The 24,163-nt window shown below is 64.8% G+C and carries 31 protein-coding genes; 17 read left to right on the forward strand and 14 right to left on the reverse strand.

Annotated features, from left to right (window positions below; translation table 11 throughout):
* Nucleotides 1–980 precede the first annotated feature (980 nt).
* Nucleotides 981–2,192, forward strand: coding sequence for an integrase core domain-containing protein (locus ACV7NN_RS16435; RefSeq protein WP_463350631.1), 1,212 nt, complete (start codon nt 981–983; stop codon nt 2,190–2,192).
* A gap of 411 nt (nt 2,193–2,603) precedes the next feature.
* On the opposite strand, the gene ACV7NN_RS16440 is transcribed toward ACV7NN_RS16435, so the two are convergent.
* Both ACV7NN_RS16440 and arfB read right to left on the reverse strand, forming a co-directional pair.
* Nucleotides 2,604–3,164, reverse strand: a complete 561-nt coding sequence (locus ACV7NN_RS16440; RefSeq protein ID WP_463350632.1) for a dihydrofolate reductase family protein — start codon at nt 3,162–3,164, stop codon at nt 2,604–2,606.
* A 52-nt stretch (nt 3,165–3,216) separates the two neighbouring features.
* A complete protein-coding gene (gene arfB, locus ACV7NN_RS16445) occupies nt 3,217–3,654 on the reverse strand; it encodes an alternative ribosome rescue aminoacyl-tRNA hydrolase ArfB (RefSeq protein WP_463350633.1) in 438 nt (145 codons plus the stop codon).
* A gap of 68 nt (nt 3,655–3,722) precedes the next feature.
* Here arfB and ACV7NN_RS16450 point away from each other — a divergent pair, with 68 nt between their 5' ends.
* The 5 genes from ACV7NN_RS16450 (at nt 3,723) to ACV7NN_RS16470 (ending at nt 5,638) form a co-directional block, all read left to right on the forward strand.
* Nucleotides 3,723–3,950 (forward strand): RNA-binding S4 domain-containing protein, encoded by a 228-nt coding sequence (locus ACV7NN_RS16450; protein WP_463350634.1) that lies wholly within the window; start codon nt 3,723–3,725, stop codon nt 3,948–3,950.
* 95 nt (nt 3,951–4,045) lie between these two features.
* On the forward strand, nt 4,046–4,327 hold the full coding sequence (locus tag ACV7NN_RS16455; RefSeq protein WP_463350635.1) for an ArsR/SmtB family transcription factor: 282 nt from the start codon (nt 4,046–4,048) through the stop codon (nt 4,325–4,327).
* Nucleotides 4,324–4,716 carry a VOC family protein gene (locus ACV7NN_RS16460; protein ID WP_463350636.1) on the forward strand — a complete coding sequence of 131 codons (393 nt, stop codon included), beginning with the start codon at nt 4,324–4,326 and terminating at the stop codon, nt 4,714–4,716. The genes ACV7NN_RS16455 and ACV7NN_RS16460 overlap by 4 nt, the downstream gene beginning before the upstream one ends.
* Nucleotides 4,713–5,099 (forward strand): toxin-antitoxin system YwqK family antitoxin, encoded by a 387-nt coding sequence (locus ACV7NN_RS16465; RefSeq protein WP_463350637.1) that lies wholly within the window; start codon nt 4,713–4,715, stop codon nt 5,097–5,099. The genes ACV7NN_RS16460 and ACV7NN_RS16465 overlap by 4 nt, the downstream gene beginning before the upstream one ends.
* 182 nt (nt 5,100–5,281) lie before the next feature.
* A complete protein-coding gene (locus ACV7NN_RS16470; RefSeq protein WP_463350638.1) occupies nt 5,282–5,638 on the forward strand; it encodes a PRC-barrel domain-containing protein in 357 nt (118 codons plus the stop codon).
* A 52-nt stretch (nt 5,639–5,690) separates the two neighbouring features.
* On the opposite strand, the gene ACV7NN_RS16475 is transcribed toward ACV7NN_RS16470, so the two are convergent.
* From ACV7NN_RS16475 to ACV7NN_RS16485, 3 genes are all read right to left on the reverse strand, one after another.
* Nucleotides 5,691–6,191 (reverse strand): SixA phosphatase family protein, encoded by a 501-nt coding sequence (locus ACV7NN_RS16475; protein WP_463350639.1) that lies wholly within the window; start codon nt 6,189–6,191, stop codon nt 5,691–5,693.
* A gap of 62 nt (nt 6,192–6,253) precedes the next feature.
* The gene (locus ACV7NN_RS16480; RefSeq protein WP_463350640.1) at nt 6,254–7,075 is read right to left on the reverse strand and encodes a phosphotransferase; all 822 of its coding nucleotides are present in this window, start codon (nt 7,073–7,075) and stop codon (nt 6,254–6,256) included.
* 41 nt (nt 7,076–7,116) lie between these two features.
* Nucleotides 7,117–8,661 carry an alpha/beta hydrolase gene (locus tag ACV7NN_RS16485; protein ID WP_463350641.1) on the reverse strand — a complete coding sequence of 515 codons (1,545 nt, stop codon included), beginning with the start codon at nt 8,659–8,661 and terminating at the stop codon, nt 7,117–7,119.
* A 99-nt stretch (nt 8,662–8,760) separates the two neighbouring features.
* Between ACV7NN_RS16485 and rox the strand changes: the two genes are divergently transcribed.
* The gene (rox, locus tag ACV7NN_RS16490; protein WP_463350642.1) at nt 8,761–10,191 is read left to right on the forward strand and encodes a rifampin monooxygenase; all 1,431 of its coding nucleotides are present in this window, start codon (nt 8,761–8,763) and stop codon (nt 10,189–10,191) included.
* An 11-nt stretch (nt 10,192–10,202) separates the two neighbouring features.
* On the opposite strand, the gene ACV7NN_RS16495 is transcribed toward rox, so the two are convergent.
* Nucleotides 10,203–11,102 carry an aminoglycoside phosphotransferase family protein gene (locus ACV7NN_RS16495; protein ID WP_463350643.1) on the reverse strand — a complete coding sequence of 300 codons (900 nt, stop codon included), beginning with the start codon at nt 11,100–11,102 and terminating at the stop codon, nt 10,203–10,205.
* Nucleotides 11,099–11,521 carry a MarR family winged helix-turn-helix transcriptional regulator gene (locus ACV7NN_RS16500; RefSeq protein ID WP_463350644.1) on the reverse strand — a complete coding sequence of 141 codons (423 nt, stop codon included), beginning with the start codon at nt 11,519–11,521 and terminating at the stop codon, nt 11,099–11,101. Before ACV7NN_RS16500 ends, ACV7NN_RS16495 begins: the two co-directional genes overlap by 4 nt.
* A 51-nt stretch (nt 11,522–11,572) precedes the next feature.
* Here ACV7NN_RS16500 and ACV7NN_RS16505 point away from each other — a divergent pair, with 51 nt between their 5' ends.
* Complete coding sequence (locus ACV7NN_RS16505; RefSeq protein ID WP_463350645.1) at nt 11,573–12,349, forward strand: alpha/beta fold hydrolase; 777 nt, start codon at nt 11,573–11,575, stop codon at nt 12,347–12,349.
* Between the two features lie 45 nt (nt 12,350–12,394).
* Here the strand turns inward: ACV7NN_RS16505 and ACV7NN_RS16510 are convergent, their stop codons facing one another.
* On the reverse strand, nt 12,395–12,997 hold the full coding sequence (locus ACV7NN_RS16510) for a TetR family transcriptional regulator (RefSeq protein ID WP_463350646.1): 603 nt from the start codon (nt 12,995–12,997) through the stop codon (nt 12,395–12,397).
* A gap of 83 nt (nt 12,998–13,080) precedes the next feature.
* Here ACV7NN_RS16510 and ACV7NN_RS16515 point away from each other — a divergent pair, with 83 nt between their 5' ends.
* Complete coding sequence (locus ACV7NN_RS16515) at nt 13,081–13,839, forward strand: SDR family NAD(P)-dependent oxidoreductase (protein WP_463350647.1); 759 nt, start codon at nt 13,081–13,083, stop codon at nt 13,837–13,839.
* Nucleotides 13,840–13,906: 67 nt separating this feature from the next.
* Here ACV7NN_RS16515 and ACV7NN_RS16520 read toward each other — a convergent pair whose 3' ends face one another.
* Complete coding sequence (locus ACV7NN_RS16520) at nt 13,907–14,233, reverse strand: hypothetical protein (protein WP_463350648.1); 327 nt, start codon at nt 14,231–14,233, stop codon at nt 13,907–13,909.
* A gap of 148 nt (nt 14,234–14,381) precedes the next feature.
* On the opposite strand from ACV7NN_RS16520, the gene ACV7NN_RS16525 reads away from it, so the two are divergent.
* From ACV7NN_RS16525 to ACV7NN_RS16540, 4 genes are all read left to right on the forward strand, one after another.
* Nucleotides 14,382–14,585 (forward strand): hypothetical protein, encoded by a 204-nt coding sequence (locus tag ACV7NN_RS16525; RefSeq protein ID WP_463350649.1) that lies wholly within the window; start codon nt 14,382–14,384, stop codon nt 14,583–14,585.
* A 24-nt stretch (nt 14,586–14,609) separates the two neighbouring features.
* On the forward strand, nt 14,610–14,840 hold the full coding sequence (locus tag ACV7NN_RS16530) for a Fic family protein (protein WP_463350650.1): 231 nt from the start codon (nt 14,610–14,612) through the stop codon (nt 14,838–14,840).
* Nucleotides 14,841–14,934: 94 nt separating this feature from the next.
* A complete protein-coding gene (locus ACV7NN_RS16535) occupies nt 14,935–15,840 on the forward strand; it encodes an arylamine N-acetyltransferase family protein (RefSeq protein ID WP_463350651.1) in 906 nt (301 codons plus the stop codon).
* A complete protein-coding gene (locus tag ACV7NN_RS16540; protein WP_463350652.1) occupies nt 15,837–16,181 on the forward strand; it encodes a LysR family transcriptional regulator in 345 nt (114 codons plus the stop codon). The genes ACV7NN_RS16535 and ACV7NN_RS16540 overlap by 4 nt, the downstream gene beginning before the upstream one ends.
* Nucleotides 16,182–16,192: 11 nt before the next feature.
* On the opposite strand, the gene ACV7NN_RS16545 is transcribed toward ACV7NN_RS16540, so the two are convergent.
* Nucleotides 16,193–16,615, reverse strand: coding sequence for a (R)-mandelonitrile lyase (locus ACV7NN_RS16545; RefSeq protein ID WP_463350653.1), 423 nt, complete (start codon nt 16,613–16,615; stop codon nt 16,193–16,195).
* A 114-nt stretch (nt 16,616–16,729) separates the two neighbouring features.
* Here ACV7NN_RS16545 and ACV7NN_RS16550 point away from each other — a divergent pair, with 114 nt between their 5' ends.
* Nucleotides 16,730–17,071, forward strand: coding sequence for a carboxymuconolactone decarboxylase family protein (locus tag ACV7NN_RS16550; protein WP_463350654.1), 342 nt, complete (start codon nt 16,730–16,732; stop codon nt 17,069–17,071).
* Between the two features lie 3 nt (nt 17,072–17,074).
* A complete protein-coding gene (locus ACV7NN_RS16555) occupies nt 17,075–18,061 on the forward strand; it encodes an aldo/keto reductase (RefSeq protein WP_463350655.1) in 987 nt (328 codons plus the stop codon).
* Between the two features lie 30 nt (nt 18,062–18,091).
* On the opposite strand, the gene ACV7NN_RS16560 is transcribed toward ACV7NN_RS16555, so the two are convergent.
* Nucleotides 18,092–19,003: an aldo/keto reductase gene (locus ACV7NN_RS16560; protein ID WP_463350656.1), complete on the reverse strand. Its 912-nt coding sequence runs from the start codon at nt 19,001–19,003 to the stop codon at nt 18,092–18,094.
* A gap of 175 nt (nt 19,004–19,178) precedes the next feature.
* Here ACV7NN_RS16560 and ACV7NN_RS16565 point away from each other — a divergent pair, with 175 nt between their 5' ends.
* Both ACV7NN_RS16565 and ACV7NN_RS16570 read left to right on the forward strand, forming a co-directional pair.
* Nucleotides 19,179–20,696 (forward strand): hypothetical protein, encoded by a 1,518-nt coding sequence (locus ACV7NN_RS16565; RefSeq protein WP_463350657.1) that lies wholly within the window; start codon nt 19,179–19,181, stop codon nt 20,694–20,696.
* 10 nt (nt 20,697–20,706) lie between these two features.
* Nucleotides 20,707–21,312 carry a dihydrofolate reductase family protein gene (locus ACV7NN_RS16570; RefSeq protein WP_463350658.1) on the forward strand — a complete coding sequence of 202 codons (606 nt, stop codon included), beginning with the start codon at nt 20,707–20,709 and terminating at the stop codon, nt 21,310–21,312.
* Nucleotides 21,313–21,329: 17 nt separating this feature from the next.
* Here the strand turns inward: ACV7NN_RS16570 and ACV7NN_RS16575 are convergent, their stop codons facing one another.
* The 3 genes from ACV7NN_RS16575 to ACV7NN_RS16585 form a co-directional block, all read right to left on the reverse strand.
* Nucleotides 21,330–21,941, reverse strand: a complete 612-nt coding sequence (locus ACV7NN_RS16575) for a TetR/AcrR family transcriptional regulator (protein ID WP_463350659.1) — start codon at nt 21,939–21,941, stop codon at nt 21,330–21,332.
* A 45-nt stretch (nt 21,942–21,986) separates the two neighbouring features.
* Nucleotides 21,987–22,340: an SPW repeat protein gene (locus ACV7NN_RS16580; RefSeq protein ID WP_463350660.1), complete on the reverse strand. Its 354-nt coding sequence runs from the start codon at nt 22,338–22,340 to the stop codon at nt 21,987–21,989.
* Nucleotides 22,341–22,456: 116 nt separating this feature from the next.
* Nucleotides 22,457–24,097: an MFS transporter gene (locus ACV7NN_RS16585; RefSeq protein ID WP_463350661.1), complete on the reverse strand. Its 1,641-nt coding sequence runs from the start codon at nt 24,095–24,097 to the stop codon at nt 22,457–22,459.
* Nucleotides 24,098–24,163 lie beyond the last annotated feature (66 nt).

Below are 24,163 nucleotides of genomic sequence, written 5' to 3' on the forward strand. Positions count from 1 at the left end.
GGATGATGCGGCCCGCAAACATGCGTAGCCTAGGTGCGATGAGAGCGTTGACTGTTTCGACCGTGGGCACCGGGAGGTTTGAATGCGGCAGAAACTGAACTGCCGGTCGAACTTGGTCGGTCCCTCGGCTTCCAATCGTTGGTCCTGCTGGATATCCGAATTGAATTGCTATTGCTGCATCTCCATCGAGATGATCGCCCCGGAATCAGATAGTGTTTGCGGTGCAATTCGACCCGATAGGTTTCGATTCCTCGATCGAAAAGGCGATAGATGACTCCCGGCTCCGCGTACTTACTTGTGCTCGGTGAGCGTGAGGCGATCCGATGGGTTGTGCAAAATCGGCGCATGGCTTTTCCGGTGACGCCAAGGCGAGAAGTGGCAGCTCTCAGCGAGGGCGATGAACTTTTTTTGCTTACCACGCGGGGCGCATTTCATAGCCCCACACGGGATCGGACTCGAGTAATTGGCACCGCAAGTGTGACCAGTCCCGTCCGGCCCTTAGGAAAGCCGCTAGAGCTGGCAGGTCGCGAGTTCGTAAGCGACTGCGAGATTAGGATCACCTCACTCGCACCATATCGTGGAGGCGTCGAGGTCGCGCCACTCGTACGCAGGCTGAGTACTTTCGGCAACCACGCGTCGTGGGGAATGGTTCTTAGGCGGCCGCTAGTTAGACTACTTGACGCTGACATCAGCCTTCTAAAGCGAGAACTTCGCGCCTGTGTGGGGGAACTCGACGACGCCATACAGAGCTACGCGGTTATGAGCCCCGCCCCTTGACTATTGACGCAGCTTACGCCGCCGAGCGTGCGCCTTTCTGTGATGACGCTCCTCACGGCTTGACAGGCAATAGGAGCGTCGTCACGGCGTGCGCCTTTCCGCAATTCTGTTATGTATCAGGACATCTCTGACAGTTCTGCATCGATAGATCTCTGACCATTCGGTCGTTCTTGGTCCTGACACTTCCCCTCATTGTTTGAGGCATGAGTCCTGTCGAGCCTGTTGATCCTCGTGTCCGTCTCGCGATTACGCAGTGGCCGCCTGACGCGCCGCGGGGCGCGGTGAGCACGTTCTGCGCCGAGCATGGGATCTCTAGGGAGACGTTCTATGCGATCAAACGACGGGCTGCCGAGGAGGGTCAGGCAGCGGCGTTGGAGCCGCGAACGCGAAGACCGCGGTCGAGCCCGAACCGGACCGCGCATGAGGTGAAGCGGCAAGCGATCGGAGTTCGCGCGGCATTGGAGCAGTCGGGGCTTGATCATGGGCCGATCAGTGTTCACGAGAAAATGAAGGCGCTCGGGATGGCCCCGGTCCCGTCGACGGCTGCCCTGTCGCGGATCTTCCGCGACGCCGGCGTCGCACGGGCGGAGCCGCGGAAGAAACCGCGGGCGTCGTTCCGCCGGTTCGTCTATCCGGCGCCGAACGCGTGCTGGCAGCTCGACGCCACCGAATACGTCCTCACTGGCGGCAGGAAGTGCGTGATCTTCCAACTGATTGATGACCACTCCCGGCTCGCGGTCGCAACCCACGTCGCCTGGGGCGAAACCTCCGAGGGGGCGATCGCGGTCGTGAAGAAAGGGATCGCAGCGCATGGGGTTCCGCAGCGACTCCTGACCGATAACGGGGCCGCCCTGAACCCCACCCGCCGCGGAGCTGTCGGTCAGCTCGTGACCTTCGTCAGCCGGCTCGGTGTTGAACCGATCACCGGGAAGCCCTATAAACCCACCACGCAGGGCAAGAATGAACGTTTCCACCAGACCCTGTTTCGCTGGCTCGACAAACAACCCCTCGCCGTCACCCTCGAGGAGCTGCAGGAGCAGGTCGATCAGTTCGATCGGATCTATAACACCGAGCGTCCCCACCAGGGCCTGCCCGGCCGGATCACCCCGTTGCAAGCGTGGGACGCAACACCGAAAGCGGACCCGCCGCGGCCCCGGAACCAACAGAGACCGGTCGGTTGGGACGGGATTCGTCGCACCACCGTCGCCCGCAACGGGATCGTCCAAGTTCGCCAGACCCGGTTCCACGTCACCCGGCTCCTCGCCGGCCACCAGGTCTATCTCGTCGAAACCGACCAGCACCTGCTCGTCTTCGACGACCAAGGCACCCAAATCATGAAATACCGCTGGCCCAAACCCGGCACCAAATACGTCGGCTCCGGCCGACCCCGCGGACGACAACCCAGAACCCTCTAACTGTCACCGATGTCCTGATGCAGAACTGTCACCGATGTCCTGAGACAGAAGTGTCAGGGATGTCCTGATGCAGAACTGTCAGGGATGTCCTGATGCAGTTTCGTCAGGCATGTCCTGATACATCACACCTTTCCGCAATTCTTGAGTTTGCCCACATTTTGCCCACACTTGGGGAAGATCCAATGAGATCACAACGGTCTCTATTCGTTCAAAAAGCCCGGAATTCCGCGGATTTTGCTTCGCCGAAACGGCCATTAAAGACCTGCGCTAGTTTTCGAGTCCCTCCAGGGGCACTTCACGTACGTGATGCTCGTCATGGGATATTTTCGGGGCACCTAAATGCCTCGATTCCTAGATAGGCCCACAATCTGCCAACCGGAACGCTGAAAACGCTAAGAATCACATCGTGCCCTATTCCCTGGGCCGATAGCGCAGCGCAGTCACCCCGGACCGGAACTCACGGCGATCCACGAGTTCGAGCTGGATGCGCTCGCGAAGACCAGCGAGCAATGTCGGACCGTGGCCGGCAAGGACCGGCTGCACAACGAACACGTATTCGTCGATCAGCCCCAGATCTGCCAACGCGAGTGGAAGCGTGACCCCACCCACGAACAGACCCTCGCCCGGCTCCTGCTTGAGCCGCTCGACCGCGTGCCGCAGGTCGCCGCGCAGCAGGTCGGCATTCCAGTCGACCCCGGTCAGCGTGCTCGACACGACGTGCTTCTTCGCCCCGTCGATGGCCTCGGCGAACGGGAGCTGCCACTCATCCATCCACTCGGGCCACGCACCCGTGGCCGGCCGCCGCCATGCCGACTCCATCATCTCGTAGGTCACACGCCCGAAGATCAGGGCATCGGCTCGCTCCAGCTCGGCGGTCCAGAAACGCATCGACTCCTCGTCGGGAGGAAACCCTGCCTCGTGATGGCAGCAGCCGTCGAGCGTGACATTGATGGAGTAGCGAAGCGGTCTCATCTCGTTCCTTTTCCTGAGCGTCGATGCTCAGTGCTCAGTCGATGCTCAGTGCTCAATCTGAAGGAGGGCGACGCAGTCGCTTGACATCGGTGCGCCTCTTCTTCGCTTCCAAGCGTCGTTGCTTCGCACCGCGACTCGGCCTCGTCGGTCGTCGCGGTGGTGCTGGAGGCAGGAGGGCATCGGCCACGATTTCGGCCAGCCGAGCGCGGGCCGCTTCCCTGTTGCGCAATTGCGCGCGGTGCTCGGATGCGGCGATCGTCAGCATTCCGTCGACGATTCGGCTCCCCAGACGCTCGAGGAGTCGCTCCCGCTGAAAAGGTGAGAGAACGGCGGAGCCTGCAACATCCCAGACGAGTTCCGCCCGAGAGTCGGCAGTGTTCACGCCTTGCCCGCCCGGGCCGGATGACCGCGAGAACCGCCAGGACAACTCGGACTCGGGGATTACGAGTCCGGAGTCGACCCGAAGGCCGGGATGGTGAACCGCGCGCATGGGTCCATCATCCTCTTGCGCGGGAAATACGGGGCAGCGGCCGACAAGGGGTGGGCTAGCATTTCGGAATGAACAACGCCGCTCCGATCGAGGATGTCCCGATCGGCGGCGACGCCATTCGCCTCGGGCAGTTCCTCAAGTTCGCTGGGGTCCTCGACTCCGGTGCACAGGTGAAAGAGGCCATCGCCGACGGCGACGTGACCGTGAACGGCGAGGTTGATCGCCGCCGTGGACGGCAGCTGCAGTTCGGCGACATCGTCGCATTCGAGGGACGCAGAGTCCGCGTCAGCCCGTGAGTGTGATTCCAGTCCTTAGAGAGAGCCGGATACCGCAGGAACTGTGCTGTCGCAGGTTCCTTGATTGGCAACCGAAAGGTTGCTAATCTGGCACAGTGGATGCGGTCTTCCGAGCGTTGGGCGATCCGGTCCGTCTCGCTCTGGTCGATGAGCTGGCGCGACGAAACGATCAGACTCTGTTCGAGTTGTGCGTGCGCCTGATCAATCGAGGCCACAGCCTGAGCCGGCAAGCAGTGGCGAAACATGTTGCTGTGCTGCGGGATGCCGGGCTGGTGCAGCTGACTGCGAGCGGCCGCACCACCATCCATCACCTCGAACCGACGCTGCTTGTCGATGCGCAGGCACAACTCGCTCACATCACCAAGGAGCTCTCATGAACATCACGATCACGACGACGTCCGTTCTGGTCGACGATCAAGCCAAGGCCCTGGACTTCTACACGAACACGCTCGGTTTTGTGAAGAAGACCGATATGCCCGCCGGTGAGTTCCGTTGGTTGACTGTTGTGGGCCCCGACGCGCAGGACGGCGTCCAGCTACTCCTCGAACCTGACGAGCATCCGGCGGCCAAGGTTTTCAAGGCGGCGCTCGTCGAAGACGGGATTCCGTTCACGAGCTTCGGCGTCGGGGATGCGGCGGTCGAGTATGACCGCCTGTCCGCACTGGGCGTGCGATTCACGCAGCCGCCGATGACCATGGGGCCTGTGACCACGGCGGTGCTGGACGACACCTGCGGCAACCTGATCCAGATCGCGAGCATGGCGTGAATGAACTCGACGCTGCAGGATTGAAGACGGGTCCCTGGGAGGAACCCGACCCGCACGGCGGCGTCGTCGCCGGTGAGTACAGGGATGGTCAGCGCACCGGTCGGTGGCGCCACCTTTTTCGCGATGGCGGTGTCCGATCGGAATTCCACTACGTGGACGGGGAGCTCGCGGGGGAGTGCTCCTGGTTCCGACCGTCGGGTGAGCTGCGCCAGCAGGGCGGGTTTCTCAACGGTGAGAAGCATGGTCTCTGGAAACGCTGGACGGACCGCGGAACCCTCATCGACGAAGGCGAGTTCGATCACGGCGCCAAGACCGGGTCATGGACGTATTACGCAGCTGACGGGAGCATCAAGAAGACCACGAACCATCGACCCGCTTCGTGACGAAAGCGCTCCATGACTGACCATCTCCGTTGATGGTTTGCCGTGGACTCCTAACCGCCGCCGCTCACGGCACGCACAGTCGGGTAGCGACAACCGCAAGGCGACGGAGTACGGTGATGCGATGAGCGCCACCCCAGCTGCGCAAAAGTGCGTCAGCGGAGTCCTGGCGGGACGGGATCACAATGTTCGAGGCCGAGAATCTGCACGATTGGGTTGGACTGAGCGTTGTTGATCCAGGCGAGAACAAGATCGGCACGCTCGAGTCCGTCTACTTCGATACCGCGAGCGATCTGCCCGCCTTCGGGACAGTTCGCGTCGGCATCCTGAGCGGGGCGAAACTGGTTTTCGTTCCTCTCACTGGAGCGCTCGTGTCGCCGAAGCACATCAAAGTCGCATATGAGAAGAAGCAGGTCAGCAAGGCGCCTTCCATCGCTGTTGATGGGGAGTTGGACGCAGCGAGCGAACCCGCGATCTACGCATACTATGAACTTCCGTACGAGACGGGTTCGGGTGGAGAACGGCGCCTCGGTCGACGGTAGTACCTCAAGCCAGACCAGGAACCCCGGGTGTTGCGTTCCCTCTGGGGCGCGATCAGCTCAGGGCATGGCCGTCCGAGCGCCCGAAGACGCGGAGCACAGCCGACGCGGCATCGATTTCGGACCACGGCCCCTCGACGCTGAACTCGGCGATGCCGCAGGTGCGCATGGTCACATCCTCCCCGGCGAGCAGCCACGCAAGCTCCTCCATACCCGGATTGTGGCCGACCATGATCACCGTGTGGACGTCGTCAGGCAGGCCACGCACGACGTCGAGGAGTCGGTCCGCGGAAGCCGCATACACGCGGTCGTCGACGAGGGCTGGAGGCGCAGCCGCGAACTCGGCCGACACGAGCTCCCAGGTCTCGCGGGCACGCTGCGCGGGCGACACGATGGCCAGGTCGATCCGGCCGGCGTTGCTCGCAAGCCATCGCCCGGCGAGTGGGGCCTGGGCCCGGCCACGCTCGGCCAGCGGGCGGTCGACGTCTGCCTCGGACCCCGACCAGTCCGACTTGGCATGCCGCAGCAGGATGAGAGTGCGCTCGATGTTCGTCACGCTGCCAGTGTGCCGCAGGATGGGACCGCTCGGTAGCTGTTGCCCGACGAACCACCGACCGTCTACGTGACCGCTTCGATCAGGGCGTCACCGTTTTCGTGCAGCCATGCCTGTCGACGTCGAATAGCGTCGCCGACGCCTGCGTCCCACATTCGGCGCCAGCCGCCGCCATCGCGCTCCGCCCGGAGCCTCATCGTGTACCAGGTGCGCTCCGCCGTGTGCTGCGCCAACGGCACGAGCACCGACCGCGAGTGCGCGTCCAGGCCATAGGCATTGACCATCAGGGCTGCACGAGCGTACGCATCCACAGGCGCCAGCGCTTCGGGTCGGTCCTCGACGGGCTGCCAGGGGGCCCACCACTGCAGCATGTTGCAGACGTCGTCGACCCGAGCCGATGGGCGGGCGAGGTCGAAGTCGATCAGAGCGCACGCGACACCATCGCGGAACACGACGTTCTCCAACGTCACATCGCGATGGCCGATCAGTTCACGAGGGACGGGAAACGGCTTCGGCGAACCCTCCGGTTGCGTCGAGGATGCGTCGTCGAAAACCTCCGGCACACCGAACGGGGCGATCGCGTCGTGGTAGGAGCGCAGGAGGAGGGCGACGCTCACGGCTCGGTCGTCCGACGAAACCCACTCCGGGGCGGGGCGTCCGGCCACCTCGCCGTCAACGAAGGTCAGGACATCCCGGCCGCGATCATCGACTCCGAGATAGCGCGGCGCGCCAGCGAAGTCCACCCGTTCGAGGTGGGTGAGCAACGCCTCCACCCGCTCGGATGAGGCACTGTGCGGCCGACGGACCGTGTCGCCGGACCGGGCAACCCCGTCGGTGACGTCACCGCCTGCGAGGAGCTCCTCGGGAGCGGCGGAATGCCACTCCATCCGCCGATGCTCCATCCCGTAATCCTCCACCACGTTGCCGGCTACGAGCCCGTGCTCGGACACATCGGGTCGGATGCGGGAACGGCGCCGGTGAGAAAGTACCGGTCGACGACGTCGTCGATGCACGGGTAGCCCTGCTCGTACGACCCGTGGCCGTCGCCGACTCGTGTGACCAGGTGCCCGTTGGCGAGATGCGAGGCGACCTCCTGCGCCTGCGCATACGGAGTAGCGGGGTCGTTCGTCGCGTTGACCAGCAGGATCGGGTCGCTGCCGGCGGCCACGACCGGCGGGGGAGTCGCCGCCGGCGGGTACGGCCACACGCCGCATACGGCGTTCGAGTAGCCGAGATACCTGCCCAGCACGGGCGCGACTTTCGCGATGTCAGCAGCCTCGCTCCGCATCGCCGTCGCGGTGTCCGGTGAGGCCCGGTCCAGGCATCCCACCGCATAGTAGGCCTCGATGAGGTTCGGGTACTGGCCCGAATCGCTGCGCTCGAAATACCGGTCGGCGAGGTCGAAGGCGGCGCCGGCCGAGCCGGTCTTAGCCGCCTTCAGTGCGCTCGACAGGTCAGACCACAACTGTGGCGAGTAGAGGGCCGAGGTGATGGCGATGGCCAGGTTGGTGCTGTTGAGGGATCGCCCGTCGGCGTTGGCGATCGGATGCGCGTTCAGGGTCGCGAAGAGAGACGTCAGCTGGGCATCCGCGTCGGCGACGCTCCCGGAGAACGGGCAGGTCGACTGGTCGGGCACGCACGCCGCGAGGTCCTGCTGCAGTTCGGTCTCGAAGCCCTGGGCCTGGCCGATGTCGAGCTGTTCGCCGCTCGCGTCGGGCGACTCGACGCTGTCCAGCAGAAAGCGACCGACCTTCTTCGGGAACAGCCGCGCATACTCGAGCCCGAGATCGGTGCCGTACGATCCGCCGTAGTAGTCCAGCTTCTTGTCACCGAACACGGCTCGCAGCACATCCATATCGCGTGCCGCACTGTTCGTGTCGACGTGCGCGAGCAGCGGGCCGGTGTTCTTCGCGCACGCCTTGGCGAGCGCATCCTGGGCCTTGAGGTCTGCCGCCAGCCACTGATCGCTGCCGATCGTGCCGGGGAGAACGTCGTAGTAATAGTGCTCGAGCTGGGCGGAGCTGTAACACCGAATCGGGGTGGAGTGGCCGACGCCGCGGGGGTCGAAGCCGACGACGTCGTAGGCGTCGCGGACGCTCTCGTCCATCATCTGACCCCCGTACGCTTCGACGAAGTCGACCCCGGACGCCCCCGGTCCACCCGGGTCGAACAGGATGGTGCCTGTGGGCTTGCCGCTGACCGCGCGCTGCTTCGCCATGGCGATCGAGATGGTCGGCCCCGACGGATGCGCCCAGTCGAGCGGCACGATCGCCGTGGCGCACTGCAGAATGGCGCTGCAGGTCTTCCAGTGCACGACCTGGTCGTAGAAGCGGCTGGTGCTGTTCGTCGTGTCGGGCTGCGGTGGGGCGGACGTACACCCGGCGAGAGCCAGCACGACCAGGGCGACGACCGCGATCGACCTCCGGCTGACGTCGGTGCGCCTGCGCGAGATCCTTGCGATCCGTGGCCCCACGGCGCAATTGTGGCACCGCGCCTGACCGTTGCACCACCGTGCCGGCACAGACCCCAGAGTGGGAAGATACCTGCGGACCGAGTTCTGGATGGGACAGACATGTTCGACGTGATCATCAGTGGTGGCGGCCCGACGGGCATGATGCTGGCCAGCGAGCTGCGGCTGCACGATGTCGACGTGGTCGTGCTCGAGAGAGACCTGGAGCCGATCCCGCTCGTGCGCTCGCTCGGTCTGCACCCTCGCAGCATCGAGATCCTCGACATGCGGGGGCTGCTCGAACGGTTCCTCGAACACGGGAGGCGGTACCCCGGCGGTGTCGGGCGCTTTGCCGGGATCGCGAGCCCGCGACCCGTGGAGCTGGACACGTCCCACGCCTACATCCTCGGCATCCCTCAGCCGGTCACCGACCGTCTGCTCGCCGAACGTGCCGCCGAACTCGGCGCGGACATCCGCCGAGGTCACGAGGTGACGGATGTCGGGCAGGACCAAGACGGCGTCACGGTCGCGCTCGCCGACGGCACGTCGCTGCGCTCGCGGTGGCTGGTCGGATGCGACGGCGGGCGCAGTCTTGTGCGTCGCCGGCTCGGCATCGACTTTGTGGGAGAGCCGGCGACGACCGAATGGTTGCTTGGCGAAGTCGAGGTGACGATGGCGGCGGATGAGGTGGCTGCGGTCTCGGAGCAGGTGCGCACGACACACAAAGGGTTCGGCATCGGCCCCGCCGGCGGTCGACTCTTTCGGGCGGTCGTACCTGCGGCGACGGTGACCGCGGATCGCACGGTGCCGCCGACGATGGAGGAGTTCCGCGCACAGCTCGTCGCGTACGCCGGCACGGATTTCGGCGCTCACTCGCCGCGCTCGCTGACCCGTTTCACCGACTCGACCCGGCTCGCGGACCGCTTTCGCGTCGGTCGCGTTCTGGTCGCGGGCGATGCGGCGCACGTGCATCCGCCGCTGGGTGGGCAGGGCCTGAATCTCGGCATCCAGGATGCCTTCAACCTCGCTTGGAAGCTGGCCGCGGAGGTCGACGGCTGGGCGCCTGGCGGGCTGCTGGACACGTACTCCACCGAGCGTCGACCAGTCGCCGAGGACGTTCTGACCATCACCCGTGCGCAGAGCGAGCTCACCTCGGCGGAGCCCGGCCCGCAGTCTGTGCGGCGGCTGCTGACCGAACTGATGGACTTCGACGATGTGGCCCGGTTCTTCGCCGAAAAGGTCAGCGGGACCGGGATCCGGTACGACTTCGGGGACGGGCCGGAGCTGGTGGGCAAGCGGATGCGCGACGTCCCGTTGTCGCAGGGGCGACTGTATGAACTGATGCGCGGCGGTCGCGGGCTGCTCCTCGACCAGACCGGCACGCTCTCAGCCGGGGGATGGGCCGACCGAATCGACTACGTCTCAGAGCTGAGCCCTGAGCTCGACGTGTCGGCGATGCTGCTCAGGCCAGACGGCCACGTCGCGTGGATCGGCGATGACCAGGACGACCTGCTCCAGCACGTGCCGACGTGGTTCGGAGCCGCAGGCGAGTGAATGTCCTGAGCTCACCCGAACCGACGGTGGTCGGCGATCACGTCGCCGATGATGCGCAAGGCGTGCCCGGCGGCGTCCACCGAGTCGCTGCCGGCCATATCCGCCGCGACGATGAGAGCCTTCCAGATGGTCCAGCCGCGGCCGCGCGCCCAGGTCGCGGCATCGAGGCCGACAGCCGCCCGGAACGCCTCGCGGCTCGCCCCCTCGAGGAACACCCACGTGATCGCCAGGTCGCAGGCAGGGTCACCGACGCCTGACGAACCAAAATCGATGACCGCGCTCAATCGGCCGTCGCGCACGAGCAGGTTGCCGGAGCTGATGTCACCATGCACCCAGACCGGCGCGGCCGTCCAGGTGGTGGCGAGGGCGGCATCCCACACCTCGGTCGCGGCAGCTCCGTCGATGCGGTCCCCGAGCACGTCGATCGCTCGCCGGGTCTCGGCGTCGTACACGCTCAGCGCGCCGCCGCGAAAGAAGTTGTGGGGGCCGGCAGCTGGCCCGCCGACCGCATCCGCAGCCTGAAGCGCGCCGAGAAACGCGGCCAGCGCTGTTGCGAACTCGGCCAGGTCACGGATGCTCGCCCGCGTCGCGATCTCGCCATCGAGCCAGCGGTACACCGACCACGCCCACGGGTACTCCTCGGTCGGCGCACCCTGCGCGACAGGCACCGGGATCGGCAGAGGCAGCTGCGGCGCGAGTGCGGGCAGCCAGCGGTGCTCCTTCTCGACCTGGGCGGCGTAGCCGGCGGCGCTCGGCATGCGGATGCTCAACCGGTCGCCGAGACGGAAGGTGCGGTTGTCCCAGCCGTCGAACTCGACGGACGACACCGGCAGGTCAGCCCATTGCTGAAATTGGGCGGAGACCAGCCGTTTCGCTAGGTCAGCATCGATCTGTATGTCCGACTGGCTCACGAGGACGACACTTCTGCGGTGAGAACCAGGAGTGCCTGGTACAGCGCCGCGCGTTGATCTTTGTCGAGCGGCGCAAAAAGCTCGGGCAAGACCCGGTGTGCCACCCCGTGGCCCTCCTCAAGAGCGGTGCGCCCTGATTCTGTCAGCGTGTACTCGAGCCGGCGTCCCCGTCCTGCTGATCGGGTGATCAGCCCACGATCGACGAGTCGGGTCGCGAGGGTGCCGAACGACTGGTCGCTCTGGAACGTCGCTGTGGCGAGGTCGTGCCCGGACGCTCCGGGCATTCGCTCGATGGCACGCAATGCATCCCATTGCACGAGGCTGATCCCTGCGTCGCGCAGCGCAGCATCCATAGTGCGGTGGTTCCGGTACTGCGCACGTTTGATCGCCAGCCCGAGCCCTTCCAAGTCCGTGGTCATGGTGCTAGCGTATCAACACCCGTATATAAACATGTTGAGTTAGGAGAAATCGTGAGCATCACCCTTCCCCCAGATCTCCCCGTCGTTCAAGCCGGTGACCCGGCATCGCGAACGGTACTCGTGCTTCACGGCGGTGGCGGCCCGCAGACCGTTGCGCCTATCGTCGGTCACCTCGCCTCGACCATGCACGTACTCGCACCGACCCATCCGGGCTGGGATGGGACGCCGCGTCCCGATGCGATCGCGTCGGTCGCAGATCTCGCTTCCGGCTACCTCAACCGCTTGCTCGACGATGGAGAACACGACGTCGTTCTGATCGGATCCTCGATAGGCGGATGGATCGCACTCGAAATGGCGGTGCGGGCGTCTGCCGATGAGCGGTACGCCGGACTGATCGGCGCCGTCGTCGACATCGACGGTGTGGGGGTGGTCGTCGAAGGTGAGCCGATCGCAGACTTCTTCGCCCTCGACGCACGTGGTCTCGCCGAGGTCGCCTGGCACGACCCGGAGCGCGGCTACCAGGACCCTGCAAGACTGACCGACGCGCAGCGCGCCAACCAGCAGGCGAACGGTCGCACAATGGCCGCAATCACCGGTGCGGGCATGAGCGACCCAGCCCTGCTCGGCCGGCTCGGCGCCGTGCAGGTCCCGGTCCTGGTCGTGTGGGGTGAAAGCGACCGGATCGCGACCCCGGCCTACGGGCGGGCGGTGGCACGCGCTGTTCCCGGTGCGCAGTTCGTCGAGATCCCCGAAGCCGGGCATCTGCCCCACCTCGAAGCCCCGGAAGCAACATGGGCGGCGATCGACTCGTTCCTGGCGCGAGACTGACACGATCGGCGCCCGCGACGCAGGAATTCTGAAGAGACGAATAGGTTATTTTTCACTCGTCGATGGCGTCGCGATCCGCCGCGCTGCTTCGACGACGAACGTGCGCCGGCGAGCGCGTTCCCGCAGGTCATCGGGGCCGGCTCCGGTGATCATCTCTGCTAGCTGTGGCACCGTTTGCCACCATGCAGCCAGGGCGATGAGCGTGAACACGAGGTGAGCGGGATTCAGGCCCCGATCGAGCAACCCGTCGCTCTGGGCAGTGGCGAAACGTTCCACTTTCTCCCGGTAGTGCGCGGTGCGTCTGACGACATCGGCAGCCTGATCGTCTTGCAGCCCCTCCCACTGCAGCAGGCGGGCGAGTTCGGGGTGTGCCGCGTGATAGTCGAAGGTTGCCCCGGCGAACTCGCCGATGTCGTCCAGTCCGGCGCCGGAGAGTGTCACAGCTGAGGCAAGACGCTCCAGTTCGGTTGAAAGCACAAGCTCCCACAGGGCTTTCTTGTCGCCGTAGTAGCTGTAGATCCGTTCTCTGTTCACGCCGGCACGGGCAGAAATCGAGCCGATGGTGGTGCCGTCGAACCCTCGAGCCGCGAATTCCACGAGTGCCGCATCGCGGAGGCGCCGACGCGTCTCCTCTGTATCCCAAGCCATGGCTCGAGAATACCAACAGTCGAGTTGGAGATGATGCGAAGGCGCGCTACAATTCCAACTACATCGTTGGAGTTGGAGTAATCATGAATCAACCGGATCGTCTTCCTTCTCAGATCCAGCCACCCGCATCCGGAGCTGTCGCCATGGTCACCGGAGGCAACAGTGGAATCGGGTTCGAGATTGCGCGGCAGTTGGCGGATCAGGATGTCACGGTGTGGCTCGGCGCGCGCGACTTCGCCACAGGACAGCGGGCCGCCGAAGAATTGGGGTCTTCGGTGCACCCTGTGCAGCTGGATGTCACCGATTCCGCATCCGTTGCCGCAGCGGTCGAACGGGTCGGCGAGCTGGACATCCTGGTCAATAACGCTGGGGCGAACCCTGGTGGCGAAGACATCACCGGCACGCAGATCGAGCAACTGCGAATCGCCTATGAGACCAATGTCTTCGGTCTCATCGCCGTCACGCAAGGCTTCCTTCCAGCATTGAGCCGGTCGGCGCACCCTCGCATCGTGAATCTGTCCAGCGGTACGGGATCGCTGACCTGGGCCAGTGGACCCAACCCACAGTTCGATTGGGAACGGGTTCACGGTGGCGGTCTCGCCTACCGAAGCTCCAAGACGGCGGTCAATGCTGTCACCCTACTCACCGCTCAAGCCCTCGACGCGCACTTCAAGGTCAATGCGCTTGCGCCAGGCCTGCGCCGCACGAATCTGGTCCCCGGCATGTCCGTCGGCGGCGACCCGGCCGAGGCCGCCACGGGCGCGGTCCGCCTTGCGTTCCTTCCCGACGACGGCCCAACGGGCGCACTCTGGTCCTGGGATGGCAGACGCGTCCCCTGGTAGCCGCCGCGAGGGCGCGTTGGCTATGCGACTGCCACGTCGTCGGTCGTCGCGCAGAGGCTGCCGATTGTCAGTCTGGACGGGTGAAGCGGATCGTGCTCGAGGTTCCCCCTGGCCGGAAGTCGCCGGCAACGCGGATCAGTTTGCGGAAAGACGTCCAGCCGGACTCGCGCGTTTCGGCGTGGTCGGTGATCTCTACGAAAAGCTCGAACCGCCGCTCGCCCTTCGTGGCGTGCAGCCAAGCGAGGACCTCTTCGATCGTGGAGGCTTGGGTGATTCGTTGCGGGTCGTGTCGTGCAGCTTGGTCGATGTCATCCCCTGTCCAGAAGCAGACCCAATAGACCGACGCATCGTCCTGTTGCGCGTCGAAGTACGACTCATCCCATTCAGCTCGCACCGGACCTCCTCTGTTGGCTTTGACGCTATCGCTGCACGGCGCCGAAAGGCTTCACTACGAATCGCTGATGTGTCTCGATTGTCCGGCCCGCAACAGTGGTACCAGATGGCACCTGTTGGTACACTTGACGACGATGTGAGGAGGATCAATGGCAATGAACTTGCGTCTCGACGCTGCGCACGAGCAGCTGCTGGATGCGCTTTCGAAGGAAGAGCATCGCACGAAGACGGAGATCGTGAAGTTGGCGATTGAAGAGCGAGCCGCGAAAGCGGATAAGAGCGCGCGGACCCGTGCGATTTTTGAGCGCATTATGGATGAGGATGCCGCCCGGCTTGACGCGCTCTCTCAATGATCGAGTATTTGGATCCTGCCGACGTTGAAGATTTGTGCATTGCTGGTGGCGATCAACCGTGATCATCCGCTGTCCGACGGCAACAAACGACTGTCCTGGCTCGTTGCGAAAGGCTTTCTTGCGCTCAACGGGCACCATCTCGCGGCTAAAAGTGTGCATGATGGCGACGAGTTCGTGCGCGCGGTTGCGGACAATCGAATTGATTTCGCCGACGTTGTCGGCTGGATCGAAAGCCACTCCAACGAACTCAGCTGATTCCGTTCAGATGGGACCTTCGCTTTCGGGTCTGCAGGACCATCCACGCGAAACTTTGGGTGCAGGCACTCGGAGGCGCTAGTCTTCGGGGGCCATGAATCCAGAGACGTCCAGCCACCCCGAGTGGGTCGCGCCTTACCTGACCAGGCTCGGCGTCGACATCTCGGAGTCCCTCGGGGCGCCGGCGCTCGACACTCTGCGCAGGCTGCACCGCGCCCACGTCGAGCGGATCGCGTTCGAGAACATCGACATCCAGCTCGGACGCCCTCAAGGCATCGGCCCGGAGGAGTCCATAGCCCGAATCCTCGCGGGCCGAGGCGGCTACTGCTTCAATCTGAACAATGCGTTCGCCGCATTGCTGACCGCTCTCGGGTATGACGTCACGCTGCACCGAGGGCAGGTCAACGGCAGCGTCGAGCGTGCGAAAACGACCCCCGACGAGTACGGCACCCACATGGCGCTCACCGTCGTGATCGATGGCGAGCTGTGGTCGATCGACGTCGGCCTGGCCAACTCGCACCACGAGCCGATCCCGTTGCGGGAGGGCGTTCACGTCCAGGGCCCCTTCACCTTCCGGTTGCAGGCACTGCCGGACATCGCACCGGATGCCTGGCGGTTCTTCACCGACCCCGTGCAGACGACGTTCCACAGCATGGATTTCACGCTTGCACCGGCCGTGTGGGAGGACTTCCGCGGCTATCACGCTGACCTCTCGACGTCGCCGCAGTCCCCGTTCGTCCAGACCTGCGAGGTCTTCCGGCGCGACGCGCTCGGGACCGACTTCATCCTCAACGATGAGTTGACCCGTGACGATGCGAGCGGACGTTCCACACGCATCCTGACGTCCACCGAGGAGTGGTTCACAGTCGCGGAGGATGTGTTCCAACTAGATCTGTCGGCCATCGGCGACGACGACCGTGCTGCGCTGTTCGATCGCATGCAGCGCGCAGAGGAGGCTTGGCGGGCGCGGCAGGCGGCGATGCAGGAGGGGCCTCTGTGAGCATCACCCTGCTCGTCCGGTTCGTCGCCGTGGCCGAGGAACTGCATTTTCCACGCGCAGCGAAGGCACTCAACATCCCGCTCGCTTCCCTTTACTCGTCGATTTCGAAGCTGGAAAAGGAAGTGGGAACTCCGCTCTTCGTCCGTGACGCCACGAGAACTCAGCTGACCGAGGCCGGAGTCCTCTTTCTTGCCACAGCGCGGGAGGAGATCGCCGCGGCGCCTGCCCAGGTGAAGCCTGTCGTTCCGGCCGGCGGCAAAGCCAAAGCCTCGAAGGGCAAGGGTCGCGCCCCGGCCGTGAAGGGACAGCCGAAGCCGTTCAAGAAGCGCCAGGGCCGCTAGCAGGGAAAGCTCTACGCGTTGGCGTTGGCGTTGGCGGTGCCGTTGTAGTCGTCGTCGGTGATGTGCTCGAGCCAGGCGGTGGTATCGGCAGGATCATCGGCGTTTTCGAGCATTGCGATGTGTTCCATGAAGCATCCGGGTGCGGCGGCGTGCCAGTGCTCCTGACCGGGTGGCGTGTAGAGGGTCTGGCCGGGATGAACCTCGATGATCTGTCCATCGCGTGTCCCGAATCTGCCGATCCCTTGGGTGACACGCAGGTACTGGCCGCGCGCGTGAGAGTGCCACGCCGTCCGTGCGCCGGGTGCGAACCGCACCGTGGACACGATCATCCGCTGGTCTCCGTCGTGGGGGAGGGCGATCGGGTCGAGCCAGACGTCGCCGGCGAACTGTTCGGGCGGATTCTTGGAGGTCGGGATGCGGGGTTCGATGTTCATGCGTTCTCCTTGGTGGATGCTTCGGTCGCCGCCCACGTTACGTCTGCATCCGACTGGGTGGGAGTCTCTCTCAGGGACTCCCACGTGCGCGGGAGTTGGCGTTCACTGGATGGCATGACTGATGACACGACCGGCTGGACCGGCGGAAAGCGTGCGTTCGGAGATTTCGCTCCGGCGCTGGTTCACTACACCGACGCTGTTCTCTTCGATGAGGTCTGGGAGCGGCCGCAGTTGTCCAAGCGCGACCGCAGCCTCGTCACCGTCGCCGCCCTCACCTCCGGCGGCAACACAGAGCAGCTGAACTTCCACCTCGCGTTCGCGAAGCAGAACGGTGCCACTGAGGAGGAGCTGATCGAAGCGATCACGCACCTCGCCTTCTATGTGGGCTGGCCCAAGGCCATGTCCGCGATGACCGTCGCGAAGAGCCTCTTCGCTACCGACGACAATCAGGAGTAACGCATGCACACACGCACACTCGGGCAAGGCCTCCAGGTTTCTGCGATCGGGCTGGGCTGCATGGGCATGTCCCAGAGCTACGGTCCGAACCCCGGAAGCCGCGAGGACATGATCGCTGTGCTCCGTTCAGCGCTCGAGCTGGGCGTGACGTTCTTCGACACCGCAGAGGTGTACGGACCGTACGTCAATGAAGAACTCGTGGGCGAAGCGCTGGAGCCGTTGCGCGACCAGGTCGTGATCGCTACGAAGTTCGGCTGGAACATCAAGGACGGATCCAGCGTCGGGCTCGACAGCCGGCCCGAGCAGATCCGGCGAGTCGCGGACGCATCGCTGAAGCGGTTGCGAAGCGATGTGATCGACCTCTTCTACCAGCACCGGGTGGACCCCGAGGTGCCGATCGAGGATGTCGCTGGCACGGTGGGCGAGCTGGTCGCGGAGGGGAAGGTGCGACACTTCGGACTCTCCGAAGCATCGGCATCCACGATCCGCACAGCGCACGCTGTCCACCCGGTCACCGCGGTGCAGAGCGAGTACTCGCTGTGGACCCGCGACCCCGAAGCCGACGTGCTGCCGACCCTGGCAGAGCTGGGGATCGGGTTCGTGCCGTTCAGCCCACTCGGAAAAGGATTCCTCACCGGAACCGTCGACACCTCCACCGCATTCGCGGACGACGACATCCGTCGCCGGGTGCCCCGCTTCGAAGAGCAGAACCTCGCCGCGAACGAGGCGTTGGTCGACCATGTGAAAGAGCTCGCCGCGACCAAAGCTGTCACACCGGGGCAGATCGCTCTGGCGTGGCTGCTGGCGCAGCAGCCGTGGATCGTCCCGATCCCGGGCACCCGCCGCACCGCGCGCATCCAGGAGAACGCCGACGCCACCACGGTGGCACTCTCGGCGGACGAGCGCTCCGACCTCGACGGTCTCGCACAACGCATCGGCGTCCAAGGGGAGCGCTACAACACGCAGCACATGGGCTACGTCAACAGGTGACTGTGGATGTTCGCGGAGAGTGTGCCTCGACTACGCAGCATCGAGGTCGAGCATCCGCACGTCTTCGTCACTGAGGCGGATGGCGGCCGCCGCGACGTTCTGTTCGAGATGACTCAGATCGCCGGTGCCCGGAATCGCGAGAACGTTCGGTGCTTGGTGCAGGGTCCATGCGAGACGGATCTGCGTTGCGGTCACACCGTGGGCGTCAGCCAGTCGGACCACGTCGTGGCGTTCCTCGGTCGTTCTGCCGCGTTCTCGACCGCTTCCGGCCAGTGCGAAGTAGGGAACGAATGCGATCCCCCGCATTGATGCCTCGGCAAGCACGGGCGCGGATGAGCGCTCATCGAGTCCGAACCGGTTCTGCACGCTGACGACCGTTGTGAGGGCGGCCGCTTCGATCAGCTGCCCCACTGACACGTTCGATACGCCGAGGCTGCCGATCAGGCCTTCGGCTTGCAGGTCGGCGAGAGCGCTGACGTGTTCTGCGATCGATCCGTTCCCGAAGACGCGAAGATAGACGAGCTCCAGACGGTCACGACCGAGCTGGCGCAGATTCTCCTCGACCTGGCCGCGTAACTCATCGGGTGTCGCGGGGTCGGCCCATTCGCCTGACGGAGTCCGCGCGGGCCCGACCTTCGTCGCGATGACGATGTCGTCGTCATGGTTCGGGAACGCCGCATTGAGCAGCTCGTTCGCCGAGAGCCTCGGTGAGAAATAGAAGGCTGCCGTGTCGAAGTGGTTGACGCCCAGCTCGCGTGCACGTCGAAGAACGGCGATCGACTCCGCCCGGTCGCGGCTGGGGCCGGTTCCGAACGCGGATGCGGAAGCAAGGCGCATTGCACCGAAGCCCATCCGATTGACGCTCGTGCCGCCCAGTTTCCAGGTTCCCGCAGGATTCTGCGTCTGTTGCTTCGTCTGCGTGCTGCCCACCATCGTCTCCATCCGGATTTCCTTGAGGTGGTCAGTTTCACACAGACTCGGGCCGCGTCCGCCCGGGACGGGGAGCGCCGCGTCAGCCACCCTCTTGCGCGGATGGGCCAGGGGGCCTATGTTCGCGCGGGCAGTTCTCACCAGACTTGTTCCACAGTGACTCATCGGACGAACGGAGCACACGGCCATGACGGACACACGGACGGCAACGGGACCACTCGTCGTCTCAGAGCGAAACCCGAGGTACTTCACGACTGCATCCGGTCCGGGCACCGGGCGTGCGGTCTACCTCACGGGATCCCACATCTGGAACAACCTGCACGATGGAATGGGCCCCGGGCGAGAAGGACCGGACGAACCGGAGAGGTTCGACTACGACGCCTACCTGGAATTTCTGAACGAACGTGGCCACAACTTCATCAGGCTGTGGCGCTGGGAGCAGTTCCGGTCGCAGGCCGCCGGTGGGAACTATCACTTGAACATGAGCCCGCAGCCGTGGCTCCGTACCGGTCCGGGCCTTGCGAAGGACGGCACGCCGCGCTTCGACCTGGACCGGATGGACGACACCTACTTCCAGCGGCTTCGCGACCGTGTCGTCGCGGCCGAAGCAGCCGGTATCTACGTCGGGATCATGCTCTTCGACGGATGGGCCCTCCACCTCAGTCCTGCGCCGGACCACATCGAAGGACACCCGTTTCATGTGAATAACAACGTGAACGGCGTCGACGCCGCATCGATCGACGACCTGCAGGTACTGCCCCTCGACCCGCACGTGCAGTCGATTCAGGATGCGTACATCCGCAGGGTCGTCGACACCCTCCACGACCTCCCCAATGTGCTGTGGGAGGTGGCCAACGAGTCCTCCGGCGGTGGAACGGTCACCGACGAGTTCGCAGGCTTCCTCGGACTGGCCACGGCCCCGGAGTGGGGAGACACAACCGAATGGCAGTACCGGGTGATCGACATCGTCAAACAACACGAGCAGGCGCGCGGCTACGACGCGCATCCCATCGGCATGACGATGCAGTTCCCTGTCGCGGTGCAGACCGCTGTCAATGAACCACTGCTCGCAAGCCGCGCCGAGTGGATCTCACCCGGGTACGACGATGAGATCTTCGCCGACGGGGGGCATCCCATGGCGCCAGGAGCTCCGCCCTCGCACTGGTACGTCGACCCTCCTGTCGCCGACGGAGCGAAGGTCGTCATCAGCGACACCGACCACTACGCGCCAGGACAGGGCGATGCTCTCTGGGCGTGGAAGACGTTCCTTCGCGGTCACCACCCGATCCTGATGGACTACGGCCTGATCGCCGGATTCGAACCGACGGGAGATGCACCTGCTGACACCGGTGTGCCGCCGTTCGAAGCGTACGAGCCCGCGCGTTGGGCGATGGGGGACACCCGCCGGTTCGCTGCGCGCGTCGGACTGGTCGACATGCGGCCGCTGACGGATGTCGGTCCCGCCGGCTTCGCGCTGGTCAACCCGGGCGTCGAGTACCTCGTCCTCCAGGCGGACAGCGACCAGGGAGCGTTCACGATCGAGCTCAGCCCGGGTACGTACGAGGCGGAGTGGTTCGGAATCGACCGTCGCGAGACCCTCGTCGCGGACGACGTGACCGTGGACGGGGAGGCGGGTGTGGTCGAGTTCACCTCACCGGTCGCGAACGGGCCAGCGTTGCTGTACCTGTCGAGCGTTGAGAAGTAGGAGGAACATCATGAGCAGAGTGATCGCCGACATCTCCATGTCGATCGACGGCTACATCACGGGACCCGACGCCGGCCCGGCCCACCCACTCGGCATCGATGGAGAGGGCGTCCACGCGTGGGTGCTCGAACAACCCCGATCGCCGATCGATGACGAGGTGCTCGCCCGCGCTTTCACAGGCACAGGCGCGGTCGTCCTCGGTCGCCGGGTGTTCGACGTCGTGGACGGGCCGGATGGCTGGAACGACGACATCGGCTACGGTTACGATCAAGACCAGTCGGTCGCACCTCCCTGTTTCGTCGTCACCCACGAACCGCCGGAAAAGGTACGTCTGGCCTCGCGCTTCCGGTTCGTCACCGACGGCGTTTCCGAGGCCGTCCGGCTGGCCGGAGAGGCGGCCGGCGACAAGGACGTCGTCGTCATGGGCGGTGCGAACGTCATCGATCAGTGTCTCGCGGCCGGGCTGGTCGACGAGCTCCACATCCACTTCTCACCGCTGCTGATGGGCGGCGGCACTCGGCTCTTCACTGTCGCGGGAAGGAAGACGCTCGCGCAACGCGAGGTCATCCAGTCTCCGCGGGCGACGCACGTGACCTACGACGTCGTCGATCACTAGGCGGAATCCGTGCGCCGTCACTCGGAACCGTCTTGCAAGCCGGCGCAGAGAAGCTCGGCAAGTGAGGTGAGGTGTTCGAGCGGGTCGTCCATCTGCTCTCGCGACGTGCTCTCGATCGACTGGTCCTCGAGCGGGGGAGTCGTGACGATTGCGCCCCACGCGAGTGCAGCTGCGCGGAGTCGTTTGCTGCCGACCGGAATGTGGAGGCTGCCGGCCAGAACCTTTTCAATCGTCGCGTACAACGCCCGCCGGTGCGCGGCGAGTCTGGCTTTGACCTCGGGGTGGGAATGCTGCTCGCGCCACACGATCACGCGGATCACATCGGAGTCTGCCTGCACCCGAAAGAGCTTCTGGCTCAGGTTCAGCAGGGACCTCACGGGGTTGCCCGGTTCGATCAGTGGGTCCGGGTCGATCCTGCCCGGCCCGAGCCTTTCGCTGACAAGGGACTTGAGGATGTCCTTCTTGGAAGGGAAGTAGTAGAACAAGAGGCCCTTGGGAACAGCTGCTTCATTGGCGATGGCTGACGTCGCCGTCGCATCGAAGCCGTGTTGGGCGAAGAGGCTTTCGGCCGCGTCGAGTATCCGTGTGCGCGCTTCTCCTACGTTTTCCACTGTCTGCTGCCGCTTCATTCGTGTGCGAGGGGCCGGTGGCCGGCCCCTCGCGTTCGGGTTGTTCTAGTGAGTTGGTTGCGGGTGATGGATCTTCATTGCCGGCTGCACGGCCAGGAGGCCGGCGGCCAGGACGACGACTCCAGCGATCCAGGAGGTCCAGGCGGCTCCGGCGCTCGTCGCGTAGTTGCCCACCCACGGCGAGATGATGAGCAGGGCGCCGAGAGCGACATGGATCCACTCCATTGCGACGAGGCCCGGCATCGCCAGACTCCACACTCCCGCGCCGACCATCAAGACACCGAGAACAAGCATGAACGACATGGATGCGCCCATCTGGGTCGTCCAGAGCGTCGACAATGCCACGTAGAGACCGGCTGCAACCACCACCCAGTCCTGCCAGCGAGTCCATTTCTTCATCGACACCAACCTCCTTCGTCGGTTGGCTCCCGATCTGGGGGTCACCCTCGATTCTATCTTGATTGACCGACCGGTCAAATAATGTTTCCGCGCCGGGTATTCATCCGCTCCAGGACTCAACGCATTTCGGGTTCGGAAGGCTCGAGACGTCGTCGGCGCGCGACATTGACTGACCCGGACGAGACGCCGGAGGGGCGGTCACCGAGCGAGAGTGTGGCGATGAAACCGACCACGAGGAAGCCCGCGGCCGTGAACGCGGCGTAACGGGTTCCGTCTGAGAACGCCTTCTTCGCATCCTCGGCGATCGGTGCTGTAGCCGGATGGGCCGCGAGCCCGGCGATCGCCGCGCCCGAGCTGTCGACGACGGCCGAGACGACATTGTCCCGCTGTGGCTGTGGAAGGCCTCGCGCGTCGAGCGAGGCTCCGAGGGCCGCGCCGGCCGAGGTGAAGAGGACGGTACCGAGGATCGCGATGCCGAGAGCCGACCCGATCTGACGAGCGGTGCTCTGGGTGCCCGACCCTTGTCCGCTCTGGTCGACTGGCACGTCCCGGAGGACGACGCCGGTCAGTTGCGCTGTCGCCAGACCGACACCGAAACCGTAGATGAAGAGGAACGGCAGGAGCAGCCCCCACGGTGTGCTCGGTCCGATCACGATACCGAGTCCGGCCACACCGGCGATCTCGGCAGCGATCCCCACACGCACGATCAGCACGGCCGAGACCCGATTGCTGAAGGCGCCGGCGAATCCGCTCGCCGCGAAAGACCCGATCGCCAGAGCGAGGAGTATGAAGCCGGTCTGGAGTGCGTCGAAACCGATCACGTTCTGCAGCCAGATGGGCAACGACAGGATGATGCCGAACTCCCCGAGCGAGACGATCATCGCCGCGACGTTGCCGTTTCGAAACGAGGGGATCGCGAACAGGTCGAAAGCGAGCATCGTGCTCTTTCCGATGCGCTGCCGATGCCGGCCCCACACGACGAAGCCGATGATGCTCAGGAGGGCTATTGCGAACGCGATCGGAATCGGTGAAAGCTCGAACGGCCAGGTCCAGTCACCGATGACAGGCTTCTTTTCGACCAGCCACCAACCGTAGGTCCTTCCCTCGATCAGGGCGAAGACGAGGGAGGCGCTGCCGACGATGGAAAGCACGGCGCCGACGACGTCGACGCGCTTCGGCACGCCGTTGTCGCGTGACTCCTGAACCGTGAGAAGGATGCCGACGATCACCGCGATTCCCAGTGGCACGTTGATTCCGAACGCCCACCGCCAGGAGAAGTCGGTCGTCAGCCATCCGCCGAGCAGGGGTCCGAGGGCGGTCATGCCGCCGATGGTCGACCCCCACACGGCGAACGCGATGCCGCGTTCGCGCCCACGGAAGTTGGCGTTGATGAGAGAGAGCGTGGTCGGCAGAACCATGGCGCCGCCGAGGCCTTGCACGAGGCGCGCGCCGATGAGAAAGCCGCCCGTGGGCGCAAGCGCGGCAGCAATCGAGGCGAGCACGAAGAAGCCCACCCCGAGAATCAGCATTCTGCGGCGGCCGAAGCGGTCGGCGAGGGTGCCGAAGACCAGGAGGAACGCCGCGAAGACGAGGGTGTACGACTCCTGCACCCACTGGACCTGGGTCGAGGTGATGCCGAGGTCCTTGACGATCGAGGGGATTGCGACGTTGACGATCGTGGAGTCGACGATGATCAACGACACGGCGATACTGATGAAGACCAGCCCGACCCAGCGGCGCTTCGTCACGTTCGGCATTGCTCCTCCCCGGAGTCAGCAGGTGCAGGCCCTGCGATTCGTCAAGCGCGAGTCTACGGTCGAAAT

This window comes from Leifsonia sp. Ger2509, assembly GCF_055231915.1.

Coding starts and splice junctions, on each gene's coding strand:
- ACV7NN_RS16435 (WP_463350631.1), top strand. CDS start 981: ATGAGTCCTGTCGAGCCTGTTGATCCTCGTGTCCGTCTCGCGATTACG.
- ACV7NN_RS16440 (WP_463350632.1), bottom strand. CDS start 3,164: ATGAGACCGCTTCGCTACTCCATCAATGTCACGCTCGACGGCTGCTGC.
- arfB (WP_463350633.1), bottom strand. CDS start 3,654: ATGCGCGCGGTTCACCATCCCGGCCTTCGGGTCGACTCCGGACTCGTA.
- ACV7NN_RS16450 (WP_463350634.1), top strand. CDS start 3,723: ATGAACAACGCCGCTCCGATCGAGGATGTCCCGATCGGCGGCGACGCC.
- ACV7NN_RS16460 (WP_463350636.1), top strand. CDS start 4,324: ATGAACATCACGATCACGACGACGTCCGTTCTGGTCGACGATCAAGCC.
- ACV7NN_RS16470 (WP_463350638.1), top strand. CDS start 5,282: ATGTTCGAGGCCGAGAATCTGCACGATTGGGTTGGACTGAGCGTTGTT.
- ACV7NN_RS16480 (WP_463350640.1), bottom strand. CDS start 7,075: ATGGAGTGGCATTCCGCCGCTCCCGAGGAGCTCCTCGCAGGCGGTGAC.
- rox (WP_463350642.1), top strand. CDS start 8,761: ATGTTCGACGTGATCATCAGTGGTGGCGGCCCGACGGGCATGATGCTG.
- ACV7NN_RS16500 (WP_463350644.1), bottom strand. CDS start 11,521: ATGACCACGGACTTGGAAGGGCTCGGGCTGGCGATCAAACGTGCGCAG.
- ACV7NN_RS16510 (WP_463350646.1), bottom strand. CDS start 12,997: ATGGCTTGGGATACAGAGGAGACGCGTCGGCGCCTCCGCGATGCGGCA.
- ACV7NN_RS16515 (WP_463350647.1), top strand. CDS start 13,081: ATGAATCAACCGGATCGTCTTCCTTCTCAGATCCAGCCACCCGCATCC.
- ACV7NN_RS16525 (WP_463350649.1), top strand. CDS start 14,382: ATGGCAATGAACTTGCGTCTCGACGCTGCGCACGAGCAGCTGCTGGAT.
- ACV7NN_RS16535 (WP_463350651.1), top strand. CDS start 14,935: ATGAATCCAGAGACGTCCAGCCACCCCGAGTGGGTCGCGCCTTACCTG.
- ACV7NN_RS16545 (WP_463350653.1), bottom strand. CDS start 16,615: ATGAACATCGAACCCCGCATCCCGACCTCCAAGAATCCGCCCGAACAG.
- ACV7NN_RS16550 (WP_463350654.1), top strand. CDS start 16,730: ATGACTGATGACACGACCGGCTGGACCGGCGGAAAGCGTGCGTTCGGA.
- ACV7NN_RS16555 (WP_463350655.1), top strand. CDS start 17,075: ATGCACACACGCACACTCGGGCAAGGCCTCCAGGTTTCTGCGATCGGG.
- ACV7NN_RS16560 (WP_463350656.1), bottom strand. CDS start 19,003: ATGGAGACGATGGTGGGCAGCACGCAGACGAAGCAACAGACGCAGAAT.
- ACV7NN_RS16565 (WP_463350657.1), top strand. CDS start 19,179: ATGACGGACACACGGACGGCAACGGGACCACTCGTCGTCTCAGAGCGA.
- ACV7NN_RS16570 (WP_463350658.1), top strand. CDS start 20,707: ATGAGCAGAGTGATCGCCGACATCTCCATGTCGATCGACGGCTACATC.
- ACV7NN_RS16575 (WP_463350659.1), bottom strand. CDS start 21,941: ATGAAGCGGCAGCAGACAGTGGAAAACGTAGGAGAAGCGCGCACACGG.
- ACV7NN_RS16580 (WP_463350660.1), bottom strand. CDS start 22,340: ATGAAGAAATGGACTCGCTGGCAGGACTGGGTGGTGGTTGCAGCCGGT.
- ACV7NN_RS16585 (WP_463350661.1), bottom strand. CDS start 24,097: ATGCCGAACGTGACGAAGCGCCGCTGGGTCGGGCTGGTCTTCATCAGT.